Genomic DNA, 17100 nt, shown 5'->3' with positions numbered 1-17100 from the left:
CTTCGGTTTAGTGCAAGGCCGCCGCCGCCGCAACGATGTCCTCATCCTTCGGAATCACCAGAAAAGCCGCGCCCGCGAGCGGCGTGTAGGTATCCGCACCCACCACGCGCTTGAGCGGTTTGCCGCCGAAGCCTGCCTCGGTGATCGCGGTGATCACGCCTTCGCCGATGCCGGCGCTGAAGCGACCTTCGTCCACCACCAGAATGCGTTTGCACTCGCCCGCATGCTTGGCGATGGCGATATGGTTCAGCGGCACCAGCCAGCGCAGATCGACCACGCGCACCTTCCAGCCGTGCTTCTTTTCGATCTCACGCGCCGCGCGCAGACTCATCGGCATCCCATTGCCGTAGCTGAAGATCACGCAATCGGTGGCGTCGGCGTTGTAGGCGCGCTCCTCGCCCAAGACCAAGGCCTGATCCGGCGGCGGGTAATGGGTCAGCCACTGGCCATCGCCGGGTTCGTACAAATCTTTGGTCATGTACAGCGCGATGGGTTCGAGGAACACGGTCACACGGCCATCGACTTTCGCCAATGCAGTGAGCGTGCGCAGCATCATCGCCGCATCATCGCCTCGACTGGGACAACCCACCACGATGCCGGGGATGTCGCGTAATGGCGTGATCGAATTGTCGTTGTGGAAGTGGCCACCGAAGCCGCGCTGATAACCGAGCCCTGCGATGCGCACCACCATCGGATTGCGGAAATGATCGTTGCTGAAAAACTGCAAACTCGCCGCCTCACCGCGGATCTGGTCAATCGCGTTGTGCAGGTAGGCCAGGTATTGGATCTCCGGGATCGGCAACATCCCCATGTTGGCGAAGCCCTGCGCCATGCCGAGGATCATCGTCTCGTCGAGCAAAGTGTTGAACACGCGTCGATTGCCGAAGGCTTTGTGCAGGCCCTTAGTGACCGTGTACACGCCGCCCTTCTGCGCGACGTCCTCGCCAAACAACAAGGTGCTCGGATACTTCGCCATGACATCGTGCAGGGCGTTGTTGATCTGGATCGCCATGTGGCGTGGCGGCAGGGTTTCGGGGAGTTTTTCTTCACCGCCGAAGACTTGCTCGCGCGTCGCGCCGTAATCATTTCGTGTGGCTTCGGCATGCACCTTGTCCGGCGTGTACGGTGCGAGCGGACGCATGACCTCGTCCAAGGTCTCGATGCGCGGACGCTTGTCTGCATCTTCTGCCGCGGCGAAACATTTTTGCCGGGTTTCCTCGTACAGCGCCAGGATCTCCAGCTTGGTCATCAACCCGGATTCGAGCGCGATCGATGCACTGCGCAAGAGTGGATCCGTCGCCTCGACCGCGCACAGCTCTTCAAAGCTGCGCCATTCAATCTCGAAGTCGGTGCCGGCGTGACCCATGATGCGCGTGGTGCGCAGGTGCAAGAAGGTCGGGCGACGGGTGCGACGGCAATGCTCGACCGCGCGCACCACGTCCGCATACCCGTTCGCCAGGTCCAGGCCGTCGGCGTAGAAATAATCCAGGTCGGGGCGGTTGCGGAACGACTCGCCAATCCAGCCGCCCGGCGTCTTCACCGAGATGCCGATGCCGTTGTCTTCGCACACATACAACACGGGCGCCGGCAACTTTTGATACGCCGTCCAACTGGCCGCGTTGAATGCGGTCTGCGCGGTGGCGTGGTTGGCCGACGCATCACCGAACGAACAGATGGCGATGCTGTCATCAGGGATCGGCAGTTGATGGCCGATGCGACGGCCGGCCTCGATCGCGATCGCCGTGCCCAGCGCCTTCGGCAAATGCGAGGCGATGGTGGAGGTCTGCGGCAACACCCACAGCGGCTTGGAGCCCCAGACCTTGTGGCGGCCACCGCTGGCCGGATCTTCCGCGCTGGCCGCGAAGCTCAGCGCCGAATCCATGATCGGATCCATGGCCGGCAACTTGCGGAAACGCTCTGCCATGAAGCCGCCGCTGCGGTAATGCAGGAAGGCGGGATCGGTATGCCGCGTCGCCCGCGCGACCATCGCATTACCTTCGTGGCCGCTGGAGCCAATCGTGTAGAAGACCTTGTTCTGCACCCGCAGCACGCGCGCCATCAGGTCCAGATGGCGGGAGATCAGTTGCGATTCGAACAGTTCACGAAAGCCCTGTGCATCCAGCCCGCTGCCTTCGAGGATGGGCTCGTGCGGGGCAGGACGCATGTCCTTCGGGCCGTCCCATTGCTTCACGAACTCGACGAAATTGACATCGCAGATTTCGGCGCGGTTGACGCCCTTCATGCGGGCGGGGATCGGATTGGGGACAGCAGCGAAAGTCATGATGGAAGAATGATGTCTGTAATGTCAGGAAGATTGGGCGATGAGTGCCGCAGCATGTTCATCGGGTAGCGCCATGGGCACGAAGCCGGGCGTCGCTTCGACGCGCGCGATCCATTCACGTATCGCCGGATAAGCATCCAACGGGATGCCGCCATGCGGCGCGACGTGCGTGTACGCGTAAAGACTGATGTCGGCGATCCCGTACGCGGATCCGCTGAACCACACGTCGGACGCCAGATGCCGCTCCATCACCTTGAGTGCCGCGTGGCCGCGCTGACGCAGCATCGGCAAGTCGGCACGACGCGGCGAATCCATCGGCGTCCAGCCGGCGATGAAGCGCGCCACGGCGATGTACGGCTCATGGCTGTATTGCTCGAAGAACATCCAGGACAGCGCCTGGGATTGCTGCCAAGGGTCCTCGGGCCAACAAGCACTCCCTCGCGCCAGCCAGTAAAGGATCGCGTTGGACTCGACCAGCACGCGGCCATCGCCGGTTTCTAGCATCGGCACCTTGCCGTTCGGATTCTTGGCAAGGTAATCGGATGTGCGCGTCTCGCCGACGGCGCTGTTGATTTCCACCCAGTGGTAGGGCTGCCCGAGTTGTTCGAGCAGCAGCTTCACCTTGTGGCAGTTGCCGGAAGGCGAAAACCCGTAGACGGTATTCATGAGGTTGGATTCCTGCGTGCCATCCATTCCTCACGCGACTGGCCCCAGATATTGATCTTCAAGGTGTCATGCGGCGGCTGGAAGATGCCCAAGCCGCGATTCGTCGCCCCCAGCCGTTCGGCCACTTTTTGCGACGAAATGTTGGCAGCATCAATCGACTGGATCACCTCCTCCCAACCCAGCACGTCGAAGGCGAAGTCAATGGCCGCGGTGCAGGCTTCCACGGTGTAGCCCTTGCCGCGACCTTGCGGATGCAAGGCATAGCCGACTTCGGTGCCGGGCCAGCCATCCGGTTTCCAAGGGCCTGCCTGCCCCACGAACAAACCAGACGATGTCTCGATGATGGAGAACATGCCGAAGCCTTGGGTAAACCACGCGCCCGGCATCTGCAGGAAGCGCCGCCATGCGTCGCCGCGGGTCAGCGGCCCGCCGATGTGATGCGTCGCAGGGTCGGCAAACATCTCGGCAAAACGCTCGAAGTCCTCGATGGCCGGGACACGCAAGGTCAGCCTTGCGGTCTCCAGCACCGGCGCGCCTTCGCGCAACCGGTTGAACCATGCGGCGTGGGCGCTGGCGCAGTCCATCGCCGACGCGATCAGAATGCGTTGATGCCGGTCAGCTCGCGGCCCACGACCAGCTGGTGCACCGTCTCGGTACCCTCGTAGGTGATGACCGATTCCAGATTCAGCGCGTGGCGGATCGGCGAATGCTCGGTGGTGATGCCGGCGCCGCCGAGGAGATCACGCGCTTCGCGGGCGATATCAATCGCCATGCGGCAGTTGTTCCACTTGGCCAAGCTGACCTGCGTGGGCTGCATATTGCCCGCATCCTTCAAGCGCCCCAGCTGCAGCGAGAGCAGCTGCGCCGACGTGATGCGACGCGCCCAATCGGCCATCTTCAACTGCGCGCTCTGCGTCGCCGCCACCGGGCGATCGAACAGGATGCGTTCCTTGCTGTAGCTGAGCGCCTCATCCAGGCAGGCGATGGCCGCGCCAATCGGGCCCCAGGTGATGCCGTAGCGGGCCTGGGTCAGGCAGCCCAGCGGGCCCTTCAGCCCCTTCACGTTCGGCAGGCGGCTGCTGTCGGGCAAGCGTACGTTGTCGAAGAACAGCGCGCTGGTGACCGAGGCGCGCAGGCTCATCTTGTGCTTGATCACCTGGGCGGTGAAGCCCGGCATGTCCTTCTCGACGATGAATCCTTGGATGCCGTCATCGGTCTGTGCCCAGACGATGGCGATGTCCGCCAGGTTGCCGTTGGTGATCCACATCTTGCTGCCGTTGATCACCCAGTCATCGCCATCGCGCTTGGCGTGGGTCTTCATATTGGCCGGGTCGGAGCCACCGTGCGGCTCGGTCAGGCCGAAGCAACCGATCACCTTGCCGGCGGCCATATCGGGCAGCCAGCGCTGGCGCTGTTCTTCGCTGCCGTAGGCGTAGATCGGGTACATGCACAGCGATGACTGCACGCTGGCGAAACTACGGATGCCGCTATCGCCGCGCTCCAGCTCCTGGCAGATCAGGCCATAGCTAACGGCATTGAGGCCGGCACAGCCGTATTCCTCCGGCAAGGTGCTGCCCAAGAGGCCCAGCTCGGCCATCTCGGGGATCAGTTCCTTGGGAAACTCGCCACGGTCGAAACAGCCGCCGATGATCGGCAGCACGCGTTCGTCGGTGAACCGGGCCACGGTGTCCTGGACGGCGCGCTCCTCTTCGCTGAGCAGGGAGCGGACGTCGTACAAATCGTAGGGATGCAGGGCCATGGCGGGGTCGGTTCCAGAGGAATGAAGTCAAACAAGTCCATCATTTTACCCACCCCCCACACGGAAACGGGAGCCATTTCTGGCTCCCGTTCCATTCGCTTACGTGTGTTGGGCCCGATCAACCCTTGGTGATGACCTGGCCATCCACCACGCGGAAGCGGTCCACACTGGGACGCTCATCCATCCGCACCACGCGCTCCTCGCCGTCCAGCTTGTAGGTCACGTCGTAGCCGGTGGTCGTGCTGGCACTGCCCAGACTGATCCGCGAGCCCGGCTTGCTGGACATCCGCTTCATGCCCGTCGTCCCATCCGGATTACGGAAGGTCACGTCATAGCCGATGACCTTGCTGGTGTTGATCGTATCGGTGACCGTATTGCACTGACGCTCGGTGGTCTGCACCACACGACCGCCCACGTGGCGCTGGTCGATGTAGCGGCCGGCGAAGGCACCGCCCACCGCGCCTGCGGCCGTCTCGATCTTGCGACGGTCACTGCTGCGATCCTTGCCCAACTGGTTGCCGATCAGGCCGCCGATCACGGCCCCGGCGACCGTACCGCCCACGTTGCCATCACGCTCCGGCATGCGCTGGGTCACCGGCACATCGCGGCACTCCTGACGCGGCTTTTGCTGCGCCACGCTGCGGCTCACCGGATCCACGTCCAGCACGGTCGCATAACGGGCTTGCTTACTGGTCACGGGTTTGACAGAAACGATCGGCGCAAACGCCACGTCCGAGCCCGCCGTCAGGTTCAGCGGCGCGACTTCAGCATCGCTCTTCGGCATGCCCGGCTGTGCACCAACCATGGTGTTGGCGGATGTCGGCGCAGGGGCGGACTGCAGGCTCTGGTATGCCGCCACGGCGCCGCCACCCACCAGCAACGAACCCAACGCAACAGCGAGAATTTTGTTGTCGATATACATAATCTTGTTCTCCTTCGGCGGATCTCCGCCTGCGTTCGACATAGGCATTCAAGCGCGGTGCGGCTGAACAAAGGCAGGCTGCAGGCCGTTTTAGATGACGCCTGCCTGAACTGGACTTTCGTGAACACGAACTCACCAAAAGTGACGCATGCGAGCACCCGTCTCCCAACGTGCTAGCGTTTCAACACAGGCAGCGAGTCGCTGCCGGGGACATCACGATGAATCGCCTTTTCCTCGCTCCTTTCCTTAACTGGGCCCGCAAGCTCAAGCACCCTACCCTGTTCAAACTGGTGGGTGCGCTGTTCGTGATCAACGTGATTGTTCCGGACGTAATTCCCTTCATCGACGAGATCCTGCTCGGCCTCGGCACGTTGGTATTGGCCAACTGGAAAGATCGCAACAAATCAGTCGTCGATGACGGCAAGTCGCCTATCGATGGCTCCGCCACGCGTCGCTGAGGCTTGCCGATGCGGCTTGTCGATAGCCATAGCCATTTCGATGTCGATGCATTCGATGTAGATCGCATCGAAGCCCTCGCGCGTGCGCGTGATGCAGGCGTGGTCGCCCAGATAGTGCCGGCCATTGATGCCAAAGGCTGGCCACGCTTGCACGAAGTTTGCGCATCCGACCCATGTTTGCATGCCGCCTATGGCCTGCACCCGGTCTACCTGCCTGATCATGAACCCCATCATCTGGTCACGTTGCGCGAAAGACTGACGTCGGGTGATGGCGTGGCCGTGGGCGAGATCGGCCTGGACTATTTCCTTGACCAGCTGAACCGCGATCAGCAGCAACATTATTTCGAAGCGCAACTCGCACTCGCCCGTGAATTTGAGCTGCCGGTGATCGTGCATGCCCGTCGCGCCGTCGATGCCGTGATCGCCACCCTGCGCCGTTTCGCGCCCGTCCGCGGCGTGATCCATAGCTTCGCAGGCAGCCCTGAACAGGCCGAACAGCTCTACAAACTGGGTTACATGCTCGGGATTGGTGGTCCGGTCACCTATGACCGTGCGCAGCGATTAAGGCGATTGGTAGCAACGATGCCGCTCGATTACTTGTTGTTGGAAACCGACTCGCCCGACCAACCGGATGCGGCTTGGCGCGGACAACGCAACGAACCCGCTCGCTTGCCAGTCGTGCTGGATGTAATTGCCGAGCTGCGCTCTGAAAGCCGCGAAGCAATTGCCGCCGCAACGACCGCGAATGCCGAACGAATGTTCGGCATCAATGTCTCCTAGGCAACGAAATCAACTCATGCCTTCTTCGGCTTGAGCAACATCTCCAATGCCTTGCCCACGGCCGCGAATGCAAATGTCCCGGTGATATGTGTGGCCGCACCCAGCCCTGCCCCGCAATCGAGCTTGAGCGCCTCGTCAGGCCCCATCTTCGGGCGAATGCCGCACACGCTGCCATCGGCCTGCGGATAACGCACGTTCTCCAGCGAATATATAGCCGGCACGCCAAAGTAACGGTCATGATTCTTTGGGAAGTTGAACTCGCCACGCAATTTTTTGCGGATCAGTGACAACATCGCGTCATGTTCGGTGCGCGAAAGATCACGCACGCGAACCTGGGTGACATCGGTGCGACCACCGGCTGCGCCCACAGTGATGATCGGCTGCTTGCGGCGACGGCAGTAGGCAATCATTTCCACTTTGGTTCGGAAACTGTCACACGCATCCAGCACCAGATCGAAGCCACCTCCCAATAACGCCTCCATGTTGGAGGGCGTCAGGAATGAGCTAACCGCATCGATGTCGATCTCAGGATTGATCGCGCGGCAACGCTCAGCCATGACATCGACCTTGTTGCGGCCATAAGCGCCATCCAGCGCGGGTAGCTGGCGATTGGTATTGGAGACGCAGATATCGTCGGCATCGATCAGGGTCAGTTTGCCGATACCGCTGCGTGCGAGCGCTTCAACTACCCACGAACCGACCCCTCCGATACCAACCACGCACACGTGCACGGACGCCAGTCGATCCAGCGCACCCTGACCATACAAACGTTCGACGCCGGAAAACCGCGCCTTTGATTCCGTATTCATGAGGTGATTTTAACGGTTTGTGTTGCGTGCTAAGGTGCGGCCATTCCTGTCTAATCAACCGATGAGCGCCGCCATGTCGACTCCGACCGAAGCCACCCCACGCAAACCTTCTGCTGCCGGCCGTTATTTCTTCATGCTGTTGCTTGGCCTGGTGCTGGGTATCGTCGGCACGGTGATGGCGATTCGCAGCTGGCAGGCCAAGCAGGACCATTTTCCGGACAGCGTGATGACCGTGCAGTCCTGGCATATGGGCCAGCTCAAGAAGAACATCGAGCAGAACCGCTGCACGGCCAACGAGACCATTCCGCACTTGCAGACCCTGCGCCGGATGGCCGACGACATCGAGCCGGCCTTTGGTGATGAGGCCAAGGACGAACGCTTCGTGACGCACACCGCCAATTTCCGTGCCGCATTGGACAAGGCGCAGTCCAACCCACCGCTGAGCTGCGAAAGCCTGAAGGCGACCATGGGCGAGGTCGGCGCGCAGTGCAAAGCTTGCCACGAGGATTTCAAGAAGTCCTGATCCAGCACCATGGTTCAAGCACACGACGCCCGGATTCCCCGGGCGTTTTGCGTTTTGGCCTTTCACGCATCGTACGCGGCGATGAACAGGCGCTGACATGTCTTGTCTGAATCTTGCGGGTTCGCGGTTGATTCACCCGCTGGCGCTTAGCGTGATGGCAGCTTCATCCCCCACGCAGGAGACAGGCAATGAATATTCGCACCCTCGCAATGACCACGCTGGCCGCTTCCACCATCGCACTCTCGGGTTGCGCCACGACCTCACCGGGCTACGGCGGTTACGGAAACGCGCCGCCACCGTCCAGCGCGAGTTGTTATGACTGCGGTACCGTGACCCGCATCGAGATGGTCAATGGCAGCAGCACCATGCCACGCGCAACAGGCGCTGTCGTGGGGGCGGTGGTCGGCGCTGTTGCTGCCCGCGAAATCGCCAAGGACCAGACTGATAGCGAAGGCCGTCAAAACAGCGCGACCGTTGCGGGCGCCGCCGCAGGGGCGCTCGCCGGCAACGCCATCCAGAACCGCACCGGCGCAGGTGGCAGCTACAACGTCTATGTGCGCATGCAGGATGGCCGCGAGACCGTGGTGACGCAGAGTGACATCGGCGGCATCCGTCAGGGCTCGCATGTCCGTGTCTACAACGGTCGCGCTTGGGCGCGCTGATACTTGCTTGAAGGCCACGAAAAGACCCGCAGCAATGCGGGTCTTTTTCTTGTAGCAAGAAAAAGCCCCGGCTAGCGGGGCTTCAACTGGATCCAAGTTTGGCTTGATCGATTCAGAGTGGCTCGACGGCATCGGCCTGAAGGCCTTTTTGACCTTCGACGACGACGAAGCTGACCTTTTGATTCTCTTTCAAGGTCTTGAAGCCATCCGTCTGGATTGCACGGAAGTGGACGAAGACGTCCTCGCCGCTTTCACGGCTGATAAAGCCAAATCCCTTGGCATCGTTGAACCACTTCACGGTTCCGGTTTCACGGTTCGACATCGAACTGACTCCTTGGACATTGCAGGACAACCGATCATGCAGCGAGCTGCGACGACGGGCGATGCTGGTCACAAAGGGTATGAATCGCAAAACGACGGTGCAGCATCAAGTGAAGCCACCACGCAGGCCACGGTCCACGGTGACCCTTGGAACTCAGCGGCCTCAACTTATCGCTGCCATTGTGAAATTGCAATCCGCAAACTGGGCGAGAATCACCTTTTGAACAACCGGATGCCTCGATGGAAAACACCACCCTCTTCTACTTGCTGGCTGCCTTGATGGTGGTGGTCGGTGTCATCGGCACGGTGCTGCCCGCACTGCCCGGCGTGCCACTGGTATTCGCCGGCTTGCTGCTGGCGGCATGGGCGGATGGCTTCGACAAGGTCGGTTGGGCACCGCTGGTGATTCTGGGTTTACTCACAGCGTTATCGCTGGTGGTGGATTTTTGGGCCACAGCCAAGGGGGCGAAGCGGGTCGGCGCAAGCCGCATGGCAGTGATTGGATCGGTGCTGGGCATGCTTGGCGGTTTGCTGCTGGGGCCATTCGGCATCTTCATCGGCGCATTCGCTGGCGCGGTGGCGGGCGAGCTGTTGCATCGCCGCAGCATGGGGCAAGCCGACATCAGTGCTGCCGCGAAGATTGGCGTAGGCACTTGGCTCGGCATCGTGCTTGGCATCGCATTGAAATTGGCCGTGGTCTTCACCATGGTCGGCATCTTCGCGCTGGCATGGTTCATCTGAAAACTGTGAAATCACCCGGCTTCGGCGGCTTGTCCTTCACCCTGCACTGGCGACCTGGTGGGCATGATTGTGGGATTGACTAGGACTGAGCCTCATCCCCATGCCCTTCAATTGGAGTCGTCGTCGCATGATCTGGACCATAGGCATCACCGCATTGGTGACTTTGATCGTCATCGTGCTGGCGATGAACTTCGCCACGCCTGAAAAAACGCTCGAACGCAAGATCGAACACCGCTACACCGTTGACGATCCGCAGTTCGAACGCGAGATGGGCGCGATGTTGGGCCCTTCGGTGTTGCAAGGAAATGAAGTCCAAGATCTGGAAAACGGCGTCGAAATCTTTCCAGCAATGCTCGAGGCCATCCAAGGCGCGCAGCGCAACATCAATTTCGAGACATATATCTATTGGTCAGGCACGGTCGGCAAGCAATTCGCCGATGCCTTGGCCGAGCGTGCCCGCGCCGGGGTAACCGTGAACGTGCTGGTCGATTGGGCCGGTGCGATCAAGATGGACGATGCCTTGCTGGATGAGATGGAAAAGGCTGGCGTCAACATCCTTAAATACAGGCCGCTCAAGTGGTACAACCTGGGCCGCCTGAACAACCGCACCCACCGCAAGCTGCTGATCATCGATGGCGAACTCGCCTTTACCGGCGGCGTCGGCATCGCGGATAGCTGGTCCGGCAATGCCCAGGATCCGGATCATTGGCGTGACCTGCATTTCCGTGTGCGTGGCCCCGTGGTCAGCCAGTTCCAGGCCGCGTTCAACGACAATTGGATCAAGACCACCGGCATCGTCCTCAACGGGCCGGAGTATTTCCCGGCGCTGCCGACTGCCGGCGAAATGGATGCGCACATGTTCATCGCTTCACCTGCAGGCGGCAGCGAGTCGATGCACCTCATGTACCTGATGGCGATCGCCGCGGCTGAACACACCATCGATCTCCAGGCCGCGTATTTCGTGCCGGATGACCTCATCATTCAGGCCTTGATCGCAGCGCGTCACCGTGGTGTACGCATTCGTGTGATCGTGCCGGGCAAGCACATCGATTCGACCACGGTGAAACTGGCTTCCAAGGCGCACTGGGGCGAACTGCTCATGGCCGGTGCGGAAGTCTATGAATACCAGCCTACGATGATGCACAACAAGATGTTGATCGTGGACAAGTTGATGGTGAGCGTAGGTTCCACCAACTTCGACGTGCGGAGTTTCCGACTTAACGACGAAGCCAGCCTCAATATCTACAACCGCGACTTCGCCGCCCGTATGACTGAGGTATTCGAGGACGACATCAAGCCGACGGTGCGCTACACCTATCAGATGTGGAAGGAACGCCCGGCCAAGGAAAAGTTTATGGAGAAGTTTGTGCTGCCGTTCAAGTCGCAGCTATAAGCCCACCCGGCCAGTCTTAGCGAGAAACGTATCCCATGAATACTCGCACGCGCTGTCTGCACGTCGTCTTGGCCACGTGGTTGGCGATGGTGACCATGAGCGCCGCAGCCCAAGAGGCGCCTGCGGCGAGCGACACCGCCGCGGTGACGCCGGCGGACCGACAGGCCGAACGCCGCGTCGAGGCCAAACTTGATGCGCGCCCGGCGTTGCAGGAGGTCGAGGCCGACGTCAGCAGCGGTGTCGCCACACTATCGGGTGAAGTGCCGACGCAGCCCGACCGCAAGCAAGCCAGCGATTTGGCCGCCGATACCCCGGGCATCGCAACGGTGCAAAACCGCACCGAGCTGGACCCGGACCTGCGCGTGCGTTTCAAAGCGGCCTTGGACGAAGTGGAAGCGAAGTTGATGCGCTTGGCCGCGCGCATTCCCCTGCTCGTCATGGCCTTGCTCATCGTCTTGCTGTCCGTGTGGCTGGGTGGCGTGCTCAGCCGCAACCTGCGCTTCGTCAAACGGCTGAGCAACCACAACCCCTACATGGATGGGCTGGTACGCAGCGTGGTGCGCGGGCTGGTGGTACTGGGCGGGTCGCTGCTGGCGCTCGACCTTCTCGGCGCCACCTCGCTGGTGGGTGCGGTGCTGGGGTCGGCGGGTGTGGTTGGGCTGGTGTTGGGCTTTGCGTTCAAGGACATCGCCGAAAACTACATCGCCGGCATCCTGTTGTCGCTTCGGCGGCCTTTCAGCCCCGGTGACCTGGTTCGCATCGACCAACACGAAGGGCGCGTGGTGGCACTGACGTCACGGACGACCCAGCTGATGACGGTGGAAGGCAACCACCTCATGCTGCCCAACGGGGTCGTCTTCAAATCGGTGTTACTCAATTACACGCGCAATCCGAAGCGGCGTTTCGATTTCGCCACCAACGTGGCGACGGGACGCTCTTGGCACGCCGCCATGGACGTTGGCATTCGCACGCTACGCGGCATCGACGGTGTCTTGGACGATCCTGCGCCCACGGCCCTGATCCAGGACCTGGCCAACGACGCCGCGACGCTGCGATTCATGGGCTGGATCGACCAGCATCGCAACGACTTGGCGAAAACACGCAGCGAGGCGATGCGACTGGTGCGACGTGCCCTGCGCGAGGAGGGACTGGTGCCACCCGACGGCGTGCAACGCGTGGCCCTTACCCGCGAAACCGGCGACGAGCAACACGCTACCCAGCATCGCGAGAGCGGCGACAACCGTGATACCTCGGTGGACCGCACGCTGGACGATCAGATCGACCATGTGGAGAGCGCCGATGGGAAGGATTTGCTGACGCAAAAGCCAGCAACCACGGTGCCACCGTCTGACACCCGAACAGCGCATGAGGTTTAAGCCTCCACCACCACCGGAATCCCCGCGATCTTCGCCGCCCATTGCTTCGGGCCGGTTTGGTGCACGGACGTACCACGCGAATCGACGGCAACCGTGACCGGCATGTCCTCGACCTCGAATTCGTAGATCGCCTCCATACCCAGGTCTTCGAAGGCCAGCACCTTCGCCGCCTTGATGGCTTTCGACACCAGGTACGCGCTACCACCGACTGCCATCAAATAAGCGGCACCGTTGTCGCGGATGGCTTCGATGGCCGCCGGCCCGCGCTCGGCCTTGCCCACCATGCCGAGCAAGCCAGTTTCTTCCAGCATCTGGCGGGTGAACTTGTCCATGCGCGTGGCCGTGGTCGGGCCTGCGGGGCCGACGACTTCGTCGCGCACCGGGTCGACCGGACCCACGTAATAGATGAAACGACCTTTCAGATCGACCGGCAACGCTTCGCCCTTGTTGAGCATGTCAGTCATGCGCTTGTGCGCGGCATCGCGGCCAGTGAGCAGCTTGCCATTGAGTAGCAGCACGTCGCCCGGCTGCCAGCTGGCGACTTCTTCCTTGGTGACCGCATCCAGATTGACGCGCTTGCCCTTGGACGCGTCGTAGGTAAGCTCCGGCCAATCGGCGAGCGAAGGTGGATCCAGCATCACCGGGCCGCTGCCATCCAACGTGAAGTGCGCGTGGCGCGTGGCGGCGCAGTTGGGGATCATGGCGACCGGCAGGTTGGCGGCGTGGGTCGGCACGTCCTTGACCTTGATGTCGAGCACGGTGGTCAGGCCGCCGAGGCCCTGCGCGCCAATGCCGAGCGCGTTGACCTTGTCATACAACTCGAGGCGCAGCTCTTCGGCGCGGTTCTGCGGGCCGCGCAGTTTCAGGTCGGTGATGTCGATGGGCTCCATCAGCGACTCCTTCGCCAGTAGCATCGCCTTCTCGGCGGTGCCGCCAATGCCGATACCGAGCATGCCCGGCGGGCACCAGCCGGCGCCCATGGTCGGCACGGTCTTGAGCACCCAATCCACGATGGAGTCGGAAGGGTTCAACATCGCGAACTTGCTCTTCGCCTCCGAGCCGCCGCCCTTGGCCGCGACGATCACGTCCACGGTGTTGCCAGGCACCACCTTCATGTTCACCACGGCGGGCGTGTTGTCGCCGGTGTTGCGGCGCTTGCCGGCCGGGTCGGCCAACACCGAGGCGCGCAGCTTGTTGTCCGGGTGGTTGTAGGCGCGGCGCACGCCTTCGTTGACCATGTCCTCGATGCCCATGGTCGCATCGTCCCAGCGCACACCCATGCCGATCTCGAGGAACACCGTGACGATGCCGGTGTCCTGGCAGATCGGGCGATGACCCTCGGCGCACATGCGCGAGTTGATGAGGATTTGCGCCATCGCATCCTTGGCCGCCGGCGATTCCTCGCGCTCATAGGCGGCGGCAAGGTTCTTGATGTAGTCGACCGGGTGGTAGTAGCTGATGTACTGCAGGCCATCGGCGATGGACTGGATGAAGTCTTCTTGCTTGATCGAGGTCACGGCGGGCTCGGGGCTGGCGAAAGACGCATTTTAATCCGCCCGGGCGGGCCAGGCTTGTGGCCACCTGCGCGGCACATCCCAAGCCGCCCTCGTCGGCCTATGATCGGCATTCCTAGGGGGAGAGCGCCATGCTGAAGAAGATCCTGATCGCGCTCATCGTCGCCGTCGCGGGGCTGATGGCCTATGCCGCGACCCGTCCCGATACCTATGAGGTCAGCCGCAGCATCGAGCTGGCGGCCCCGCCCGCGCGTGTGCACGCACTGGTTAATGACTTCCACCATTTCCCGCAGTGGTCCCCCTGGCAAAAGCTCGATCCAGCGATGCAGACCTCTTTCGACGGCCCAGACGCCGGCGTGGGTGCCAAATACGCATGGCAAGGGAACAAGGACGTCGGCAAGGGCAGCATGGCCATCATCGAGTCGATCCCCGGCCGCAAGGTGGGCATGGATCTGGAGTTCATCGAACCCTTCGCCTCCAAGGCGCGTACCGATATCGACATCGAACCCACCGCAAGTGGCTCCAAGGTCACTTGGTCGATGCGTGGCGACAATAATTTCATTTCCAAATTGATGTCGGTATTCGTGTCGATGGATGCCATGATCGGCAAGGACTTCGAAGAAAGTCTGGCCAATTTGAAGCGCATCTCGGAATCTGCAAATTGAGCTTGGGCGATGACATGCCAGGTCAACGAGGAATGCACATACGGCCTGTGTAATCTGGGCTGATGTCGCCAGCCTCAATCAGCACTGCACATTCATCACACAAGCCGACATCGGCGCGATGGGCGGTGGTTGTCCTGTTGCCTGTGACCGCATTTGCACAATCCACGCCCGAGGTGCTCGACCACGTGCAAGTCAGCGGTCATCGCATCCCCCTGAGCCACTTTCCCGGCGCCGTCAGCGTGATCAATGGCGAGGCCTTGCGTGATGGCCAGCGCCAGCTGAGTTTGTCCGAGACCTTGCAGGCTGTCCCCGGCGTGATCGCGATGGAACGCTACAACTATGCGCAGGATGTGCAGCTGCAGAGTCGCGGCTTTGGTGCACGCAGCACTTTTGGCGTGCGCGGCCTAAGCCTGGTGACGGACGGTATTCCCGCCAGTGCACTGGATGGACAAGGCCAGGCATCTGGGTTTGCATTGTCGATGCTGGATCGCATCGAGGTGCTGCGTGGCCCGTTGGCACTGCAATACGGCAATGCCGCGGGCGGCGCGATCATCGGCGAAAGCGTGTTGGGCGATGACAACCAGTTGCGTTCACAAGGCTGGTTTGGCAGCAATGGCAGCCAGCGCTTTTTGTTGCGTGCGGATGGTGCTGCGCGCAACTGGCGCGGGCGCGTCGGCATCAGTTACTTCACCACCGATGGCCATCGTCCCCATAGCGCGGCGCGACGTGATGAGTCACATGCCATCGCCCAGTGGACGCCGAATGCTGACCACAAAATGCAACTGGTGGTCGATGCGCTGAGGCAGCCAGAGACCGATGACCCCTTGGGCCTGACGCCCGCGCAATGGCGGCTGACACCGCAAGGCACGGACCCCGTCGCGCTTGCGTTCAACACGCGCAAAGAGATCGAACAACGACAGGCAGGACTACGCTGGGATTGGCGTTATGCCAATGGACGTGAGCTGAAGTTGGCCCTGTGGCATACCCGCCGCGACATCAACCAATTTCTGGCCATCCCTATCGCCGTGCAGCGCCCGCCTTCGCATGCAGGCGGCGTGATTGACCTTGGGCGACGCAGTAGCGGCTTGTCCTTGTCGCACCGCAGTGGGGGTGAGCACGGCGCGTGGGCAGGCGGTATCGACATCGGCACCCTGGAAGAGGACCGCCGCGGCTTCGAGAATTTCATCGGCACCGAGTTGGGGGTGCGCGGACGCTTGCGCCGTGATGAAAGCAATCGGGTCCGCAGCAGCGAAGCCTGGCTGAGTGGCGAGACTCGTTGGTCTGATGATTGGTCGGGACTGGCTGCGATCCGTTATGGGCGTCTGCGTTTTGAATCGCAGGACCGCTACATAGCAATCGGCAATGGCGATGACAGCGGTCGGCTGGATTACAGCGAGACCGCGATTTCCGCCGGACTGTCTCGTCGCTTTGATGGTGGCGAAGTGTTCGCAAGCCTGGGGCGAGGCTACGAGACCCCAACCATGACCGAACTCGCCTACCGGCCCGATGGCGCAGGTGGCCTCAACATTGCGCTGGGTACTGCGCATTTCAACAGCACAGAGATCGGTGCGCGTTGGCGCGGTCGTGGGTATGAAGCCAGCATCGCGCTATACAGGGTCGATGGGCGCGATGAGATCACCCAAGTGATGTCAAGCGGTGGACGCAGCAGCTTCGCCAATGCAGCACGCACACGACGAAATGGGCTGGAGGCTAGCCTTGCCGGCACTCCGCACACGAACATCAGCTACACCTTCAGCGCCAACCTCATCGATGCATGCTTCAGCCAAGGATGGCAGACGCAGGTCATTCGCAACGGGGTGATCGAAACGCGTGCCATCCCTTCAGGCAATCGCATTCCGGGCATTCCGCGCGTGCAGGGCTTCGCTCGCATCGACCTGCATCGCGACGACCGAACACTAGCACTGGCGCTGGAAACCACCGGCAATGCAGCGATCACCGTTGACGATGCCAATAGTGCCTCCGCGCCCGGCAATGTACGACATGCCGTGGCACTGCGATGGCAACACCCGGATGCAGCGGGCTGGCATGCGTTTGCCCGTATCGACAATCTTCTGGATCGCCGTTATATCGGCTCGGTGATCGTCAACGAGGCAAATGGTCGAAGTTTTGAGCCTGCACCGGGGCGCAGCTTCACCTTGGGGCTTGGTTGGCGCTGGCAGGCTGCTGATTGACTGACCGTATCGACCCTCGTCCGCAATAAAGCAACATC

The 17100-nt window shown here is 61.6% G+C and carries 17 protein-coding genes; 9 read left to right on the top strand and 8 right to left on the bottom strand.

What is annotated here, in order from left to right:
* Nucleotides 1-7 precede the first annotated feature (7 nt).
* The 5 genes from BW989_RS11050 to BW989_RS11030 all read right to left on the bottom strand — a co-directional run bounded on the left by BW989_RS11050 (nucleotide 8) and on the right by BW989_RS11030 (nucleotide 5628).
* Nucleotides 8-2281, bottom strand: coding sequence for a thiamine pyrophosphate-dependent enzyme (locus BW989_RS11050; protein ID WP_076588246.1), 2274 nt, complete (start codon nucleotides 2279-2281; stop codon nucleotides 8-10).
* 24 nt (nucleotides 2282-2305) lie between these two features.
* Nucleotides 2306-2947 carry a glutathione S-transferase family protein gene (locus BW989_RS11045; RefSeq protein WP_076588412.1) on the bottom strand — a complete coding sequence of 214 codons (642 nt, stop codon included), beginning with the start codon at nucleotides 2945-2947 and terminating at the stop codon, nucleotides 2306-2308.
* Nucleotides 2944-3531, bottom strand: coding sequence for a GNAT family N-acetyltransferase (locus BW989_RS11040; RefSeq protein ID WP_076588244.1), 588 nt, complete (start codon nucleotides 3529-3531; stop codon nucleotides 2944-2946). The genes BW989_RS11045 and BW989_RS11040 overlap by 4 nt, the downstream gene beginning before the upstream one ends.
* 11 nt (nucleotides 3532-3542) lie before the next feature.
* Nucleotides 3543-4706 (bottom strand): acyl-CoA dehydrogenase family protein, encoded by a 1164-nt coding sequence (locus BW989_RS11035; RefSeq protein WP_076588242.1) that lies wholly within the window; start codon nucleotides 4704-4706, stop codon nucleotides 3543-3545.
* A gap of 118 nt (nucleotides 4707-4824) precedes the next feature.
* Entirely contained in the window at nucleotides 4825-5628 is an 804-nt protein-coding gene (locus tag BW989_RS11030; RefSeq protein WP_083688549.1) for a glycine zipper 2TM domain-containing protein, read from the bottom strand.
* A gap of 218 nt (nucleotides 5629-5846) precedes the next feature.
* Here BW989_RS11030 and BW989_RS11025 point away from each other — a divergent pair, with 218 nt between their 5' ends.
* Both BW989_RS11025 and BW989_RS11020 read left to right on the top strand, forming a co-directional pair.
* The gene (locus tag BW989_RS11025; protein ID WP_076588240.1) at nucleotides 5847-6086 is read left to right on the top strand and encodes a DUF6116 family protein; all 240 of its coding nucleotides are present in this window, start codon (nucleotides 5847-5849) and stop codon (nucleotides 6084-6086) included.
* Nucleotides 6087-6095: 9 nt separating this feature from the next.
* A complete protein-coding gene (locus BW989_RS11020; RefSeq protein ID WP_076588238.1) occupies nucleotides 6096-6866 on the top strand; it encodes a TatD family hydrolase in 771 nt (256 codons plus the stop codon).
* A gap of 14 nt (nucleotides 6867-6880) precedes the next feature.
* Here BW989_RS11020 and BW989_RS11015 read toward each other — a convergent pair whose 3' ends face one another.
* Nucleotides 6881-7675, bottom strand: a complete 795-nt coding sequence (locus tag BW989_RS11015) for a tRNA threonylcarbamoyladenosine dehydratase (protein WP_076588236.1) — start codon at nucleotides 7673-7675, stop codon at nucleotides 6881-6883.
* A 73-nt stretch (nucleotides 7676-7748) separates the two neighbouring features.
* Here BW989_RS11015 and BW989_RS11010 point away from each other — a divergent pair, with 73 nt between their 5' ends.
* Both BW989_RS11010 and BW989_RS11005 read left to right on the top strand, forming a co-directional pair.
* Nucleotides 7749-8198 carry a cytochrome c gene (locus BW989_RS11010; protein WP_076588408.1) on the top strand — a complete coding sequence of 150 codons (450 nt, stop codon included), beginning with the start codon at nucleotides 7749-7751 and terminating at the stop codon, nucleotides 8196-8198.
* A gap of 194 nt (nucleotides 8199-8392) precedes the next feature.
* Nucleotides 8393-8860 carry a glycine zipper 2TM domain-containing protein gene (locus tag BW989_RS11005; protein ID WP_076588406.1) on the top strand — a complete coding sequence of 156 codons (468 nt, stop codon included), beginning with the start codon at nucleotides 8393-8395 and terminating at the stop codon, nucleotides 8858-8860.
* Nucleotides 8861-8972: 112 nt separating this feature from the next.
* Here the strand turns inward: BW989_RS11005 and BW989_RS11000 are convergent, their stop codons facing one another.
* Nucleotides 8973-9182, bottom strand: a complete 210-nt coding sequence (locus tag BW989_RS11000; protein WP_076588404.1) for a cold-shock protein — start codon at nucleotides 9180-9182, stop codon at nucleotides 8973-8975.
* Nucleotides 9183-9421: 239 nt separating this feature from the next.
* Here BW989_RS11000 and BW989_RS10995 point away from each other — a divergent pair, with 239 nt between their 5' ends.
* From BW989_RS10995 to BW989_RS10985, 3 genes are all read left to right on the top strand, one after another.
* A complete protein-coding gene (locus BW989_RS10995) occupies nucleotides 9422-9922 on the top strand; it encodes a DUF456 domain-containing protein (protein WP_076588234.1) in 501 nt (166 codons plus the stop codon).
* A 127-nt stretch (nucleotides 9923-10049) separates the two neighbouring features.
* Nucleotides 10050-11315, top strand: coding sequence for a phospholipase D-like domain-containing protein (locus BW989_RS10990; RefSeq protein ID WP_076588403.1), 1266 nt, complete (start codon nucleotides 10050-10052; stop codon nucleotides 11313-11315).
* Nucleotides 11316-11350: 35 nt separating this feature from the next.
* Nucleotides 11351-12691 (top strand): mechanosensitive ion channel family protein, encoded by a 1341-nt coding sequence (locus BW989_RS10985; RefSeq protein WP_076588232.1) that lies wholly within the window; start codon nucleotides 11351-11353, stop codon nucleotides 12689-12691.
* Here BW989_RS10985 and BW989_RS10980 read toward each other — a convergent pair.
* On the bottom strand, nucleotides 12688-14208 hold the full coding sequence (locus BW989_RS10980) for a fumarate hydratase (protein WP_076588230.1): 1521 nt from the start codon (nucleotides 14206-14208) through the stop codon (nucleotides 12688-12690). The genes BW989_RS10985 and BW989_RS10980 overlap by 4 nt on opposite strands.
* A gap of 128 nt (nucleotides 14209-14336) precedes the next feature.
* On the opposite strand from BW989_RS10980, the gene BW989_RS10975 reads away from it, so the two are divergent.
* Nucleotides 14337-14870 carry an SRPBCC family protein gene (locus tag BW989_RS10975; protein WP_076588228.1) on the top strand — a complete coding sequence of 178 codons (534 nt, stop codon included), beginning with the start codon at nucleotides 14337-14339 and terminating at the stop codon, nucleotides 14868-14870.
* Nucleotides 14871-14932: 62 nt separating this feature from the next.
* Complete coding sequence (locus BW989_RS10970) at nucleotides 14933-17062, top strand: TonB-dependent receptor family protein (RefSeq protein ID WP_083688519.1); 2130 nt, start codon at nucleotides 14933-14935, stop codon at nucleotides 17060-17062.
* Nucleotides 17063-17100: the final 38 nt, after the last annotated feature.

It is taken from the genome of Solilutibacter tolerans (assembly GCF_900155935.1).
GTDB classification, from domain to species: domain Bacteria; phylum Pseudomonadota; class Gammaproteobacteria; order Xanthomonadales; family Xanthomonadaceae; genus Solilutibacter; species Solilutibacter tolerans.
Note: the sequence above shows the minus strand (reverse complement) of the source record. Positions and strands in the feature narration are given on the sequence as shown.

Bases quoted from the DNA above. Each gene is read 5' to 3' on its own strand.
- BW989_RS11015 (WP_076588236.1), bottom strand. From the start codon at position 7,675: ATGAATACGGAATCAAAGGCGCGGTTTTCCGGCGTCGAACGTTTGTAT.
- BW989_RS11045 (WP_076588412.1), bottom strand. From the start codon at position 2,947: ATGAATACCGTCTACGGGTTTTCGCCTTCCGGCAACTGCCACAAGGTG.
- BW989_RS11025 (WP_076588240.1), top strand. From the start codon at position 5,847: ATGAATCGCCTTTTCCTCGCTCCTTTCCTTAACTGGGCCCGCAAGCTC.
- BW989_RS11040 (WP_076588244.1), bottom strand. From the start codon at position 3,531: ATGGACTGCGCCAGCGCCCACGCCGCATGGTTCAACCGGTTGCGCGAA.
- BW989_RS10970 (WP_083688519.1), top strand. From the start codon at position 14,933: ATGTCGCCAGCCTCAATCAGCACTGCACATTCATCACACAAGCCGACA.
- BW989_RS10995 (WP_076588234.1), top strand. From the start codon at position 9,422: ATGGAAAACACCACCCTCTTCTACTTGCTGGCTGCCTTGATGGTGGTG.
- BW989_RS10990 (WP_076588403.1), top strand. From the start codon at position 10,050: ATGATCTGGACCATAGGCATCACCGCATTGGTGACTTTGATCGTCATC.
- BW989_RS10985 (WP_076588232.1), top strand. From the start codon at position 11,351: ATGAATACTCGCACGCGCTGTCTGCACGTCGTCTTGGCCACGTGGTTG.
- BW989_RS11050 (WP_076588246.1), bottom strand. From the start codon at position 2,281: ATGACTTTCGCTGCTGTCCCCAATCCGATCCCCGCCCGCATGAAGGGC.
- BW989_RS11020 (WP_076588238.1), top strand. From the start codon at position 6,096: ATGCGGCTTGTCGATAGCCATAGCCATTTCGATGTCGATGCATTCGAT.
- BW989_RS11000 (WP_076588404.1), bottom strand. From the start codon at position 9,182: ATGTCGAACCGTGAAACCGGAACCGTGAAGTGGTTCAACGATGCCAAG.
- BW989_RS11010 (WP_076588408.1), top strand. From the start codon at position 7,749: ATGTCGACTCCGACCGAAGCCACCCCACGCAAACCTTCTGCTGCCGGC.
- BW989_RS10975 (WP_076588228.1), top strand. From the start codon at position 14,337: ATGCTGAAGAAGATCCTGATCGCGCTCATCGTCGCCGTCGCGGGGCTG.
- BW989_RS11035 (WP_076588242.1), bottom strand. From the start codon at position 4,706: ATGGCCCTGCATCCCTACGATTTGTACGACGTCCGCTCCCTGCTCAGC.
- BW989_RS11030 (WP_083688549.1), bottom strand. From the start codon at position 5,628: ATGTATATCGACAACAAAATTCTCGCTGTTGCGTTGGGTTCGTTGCTG.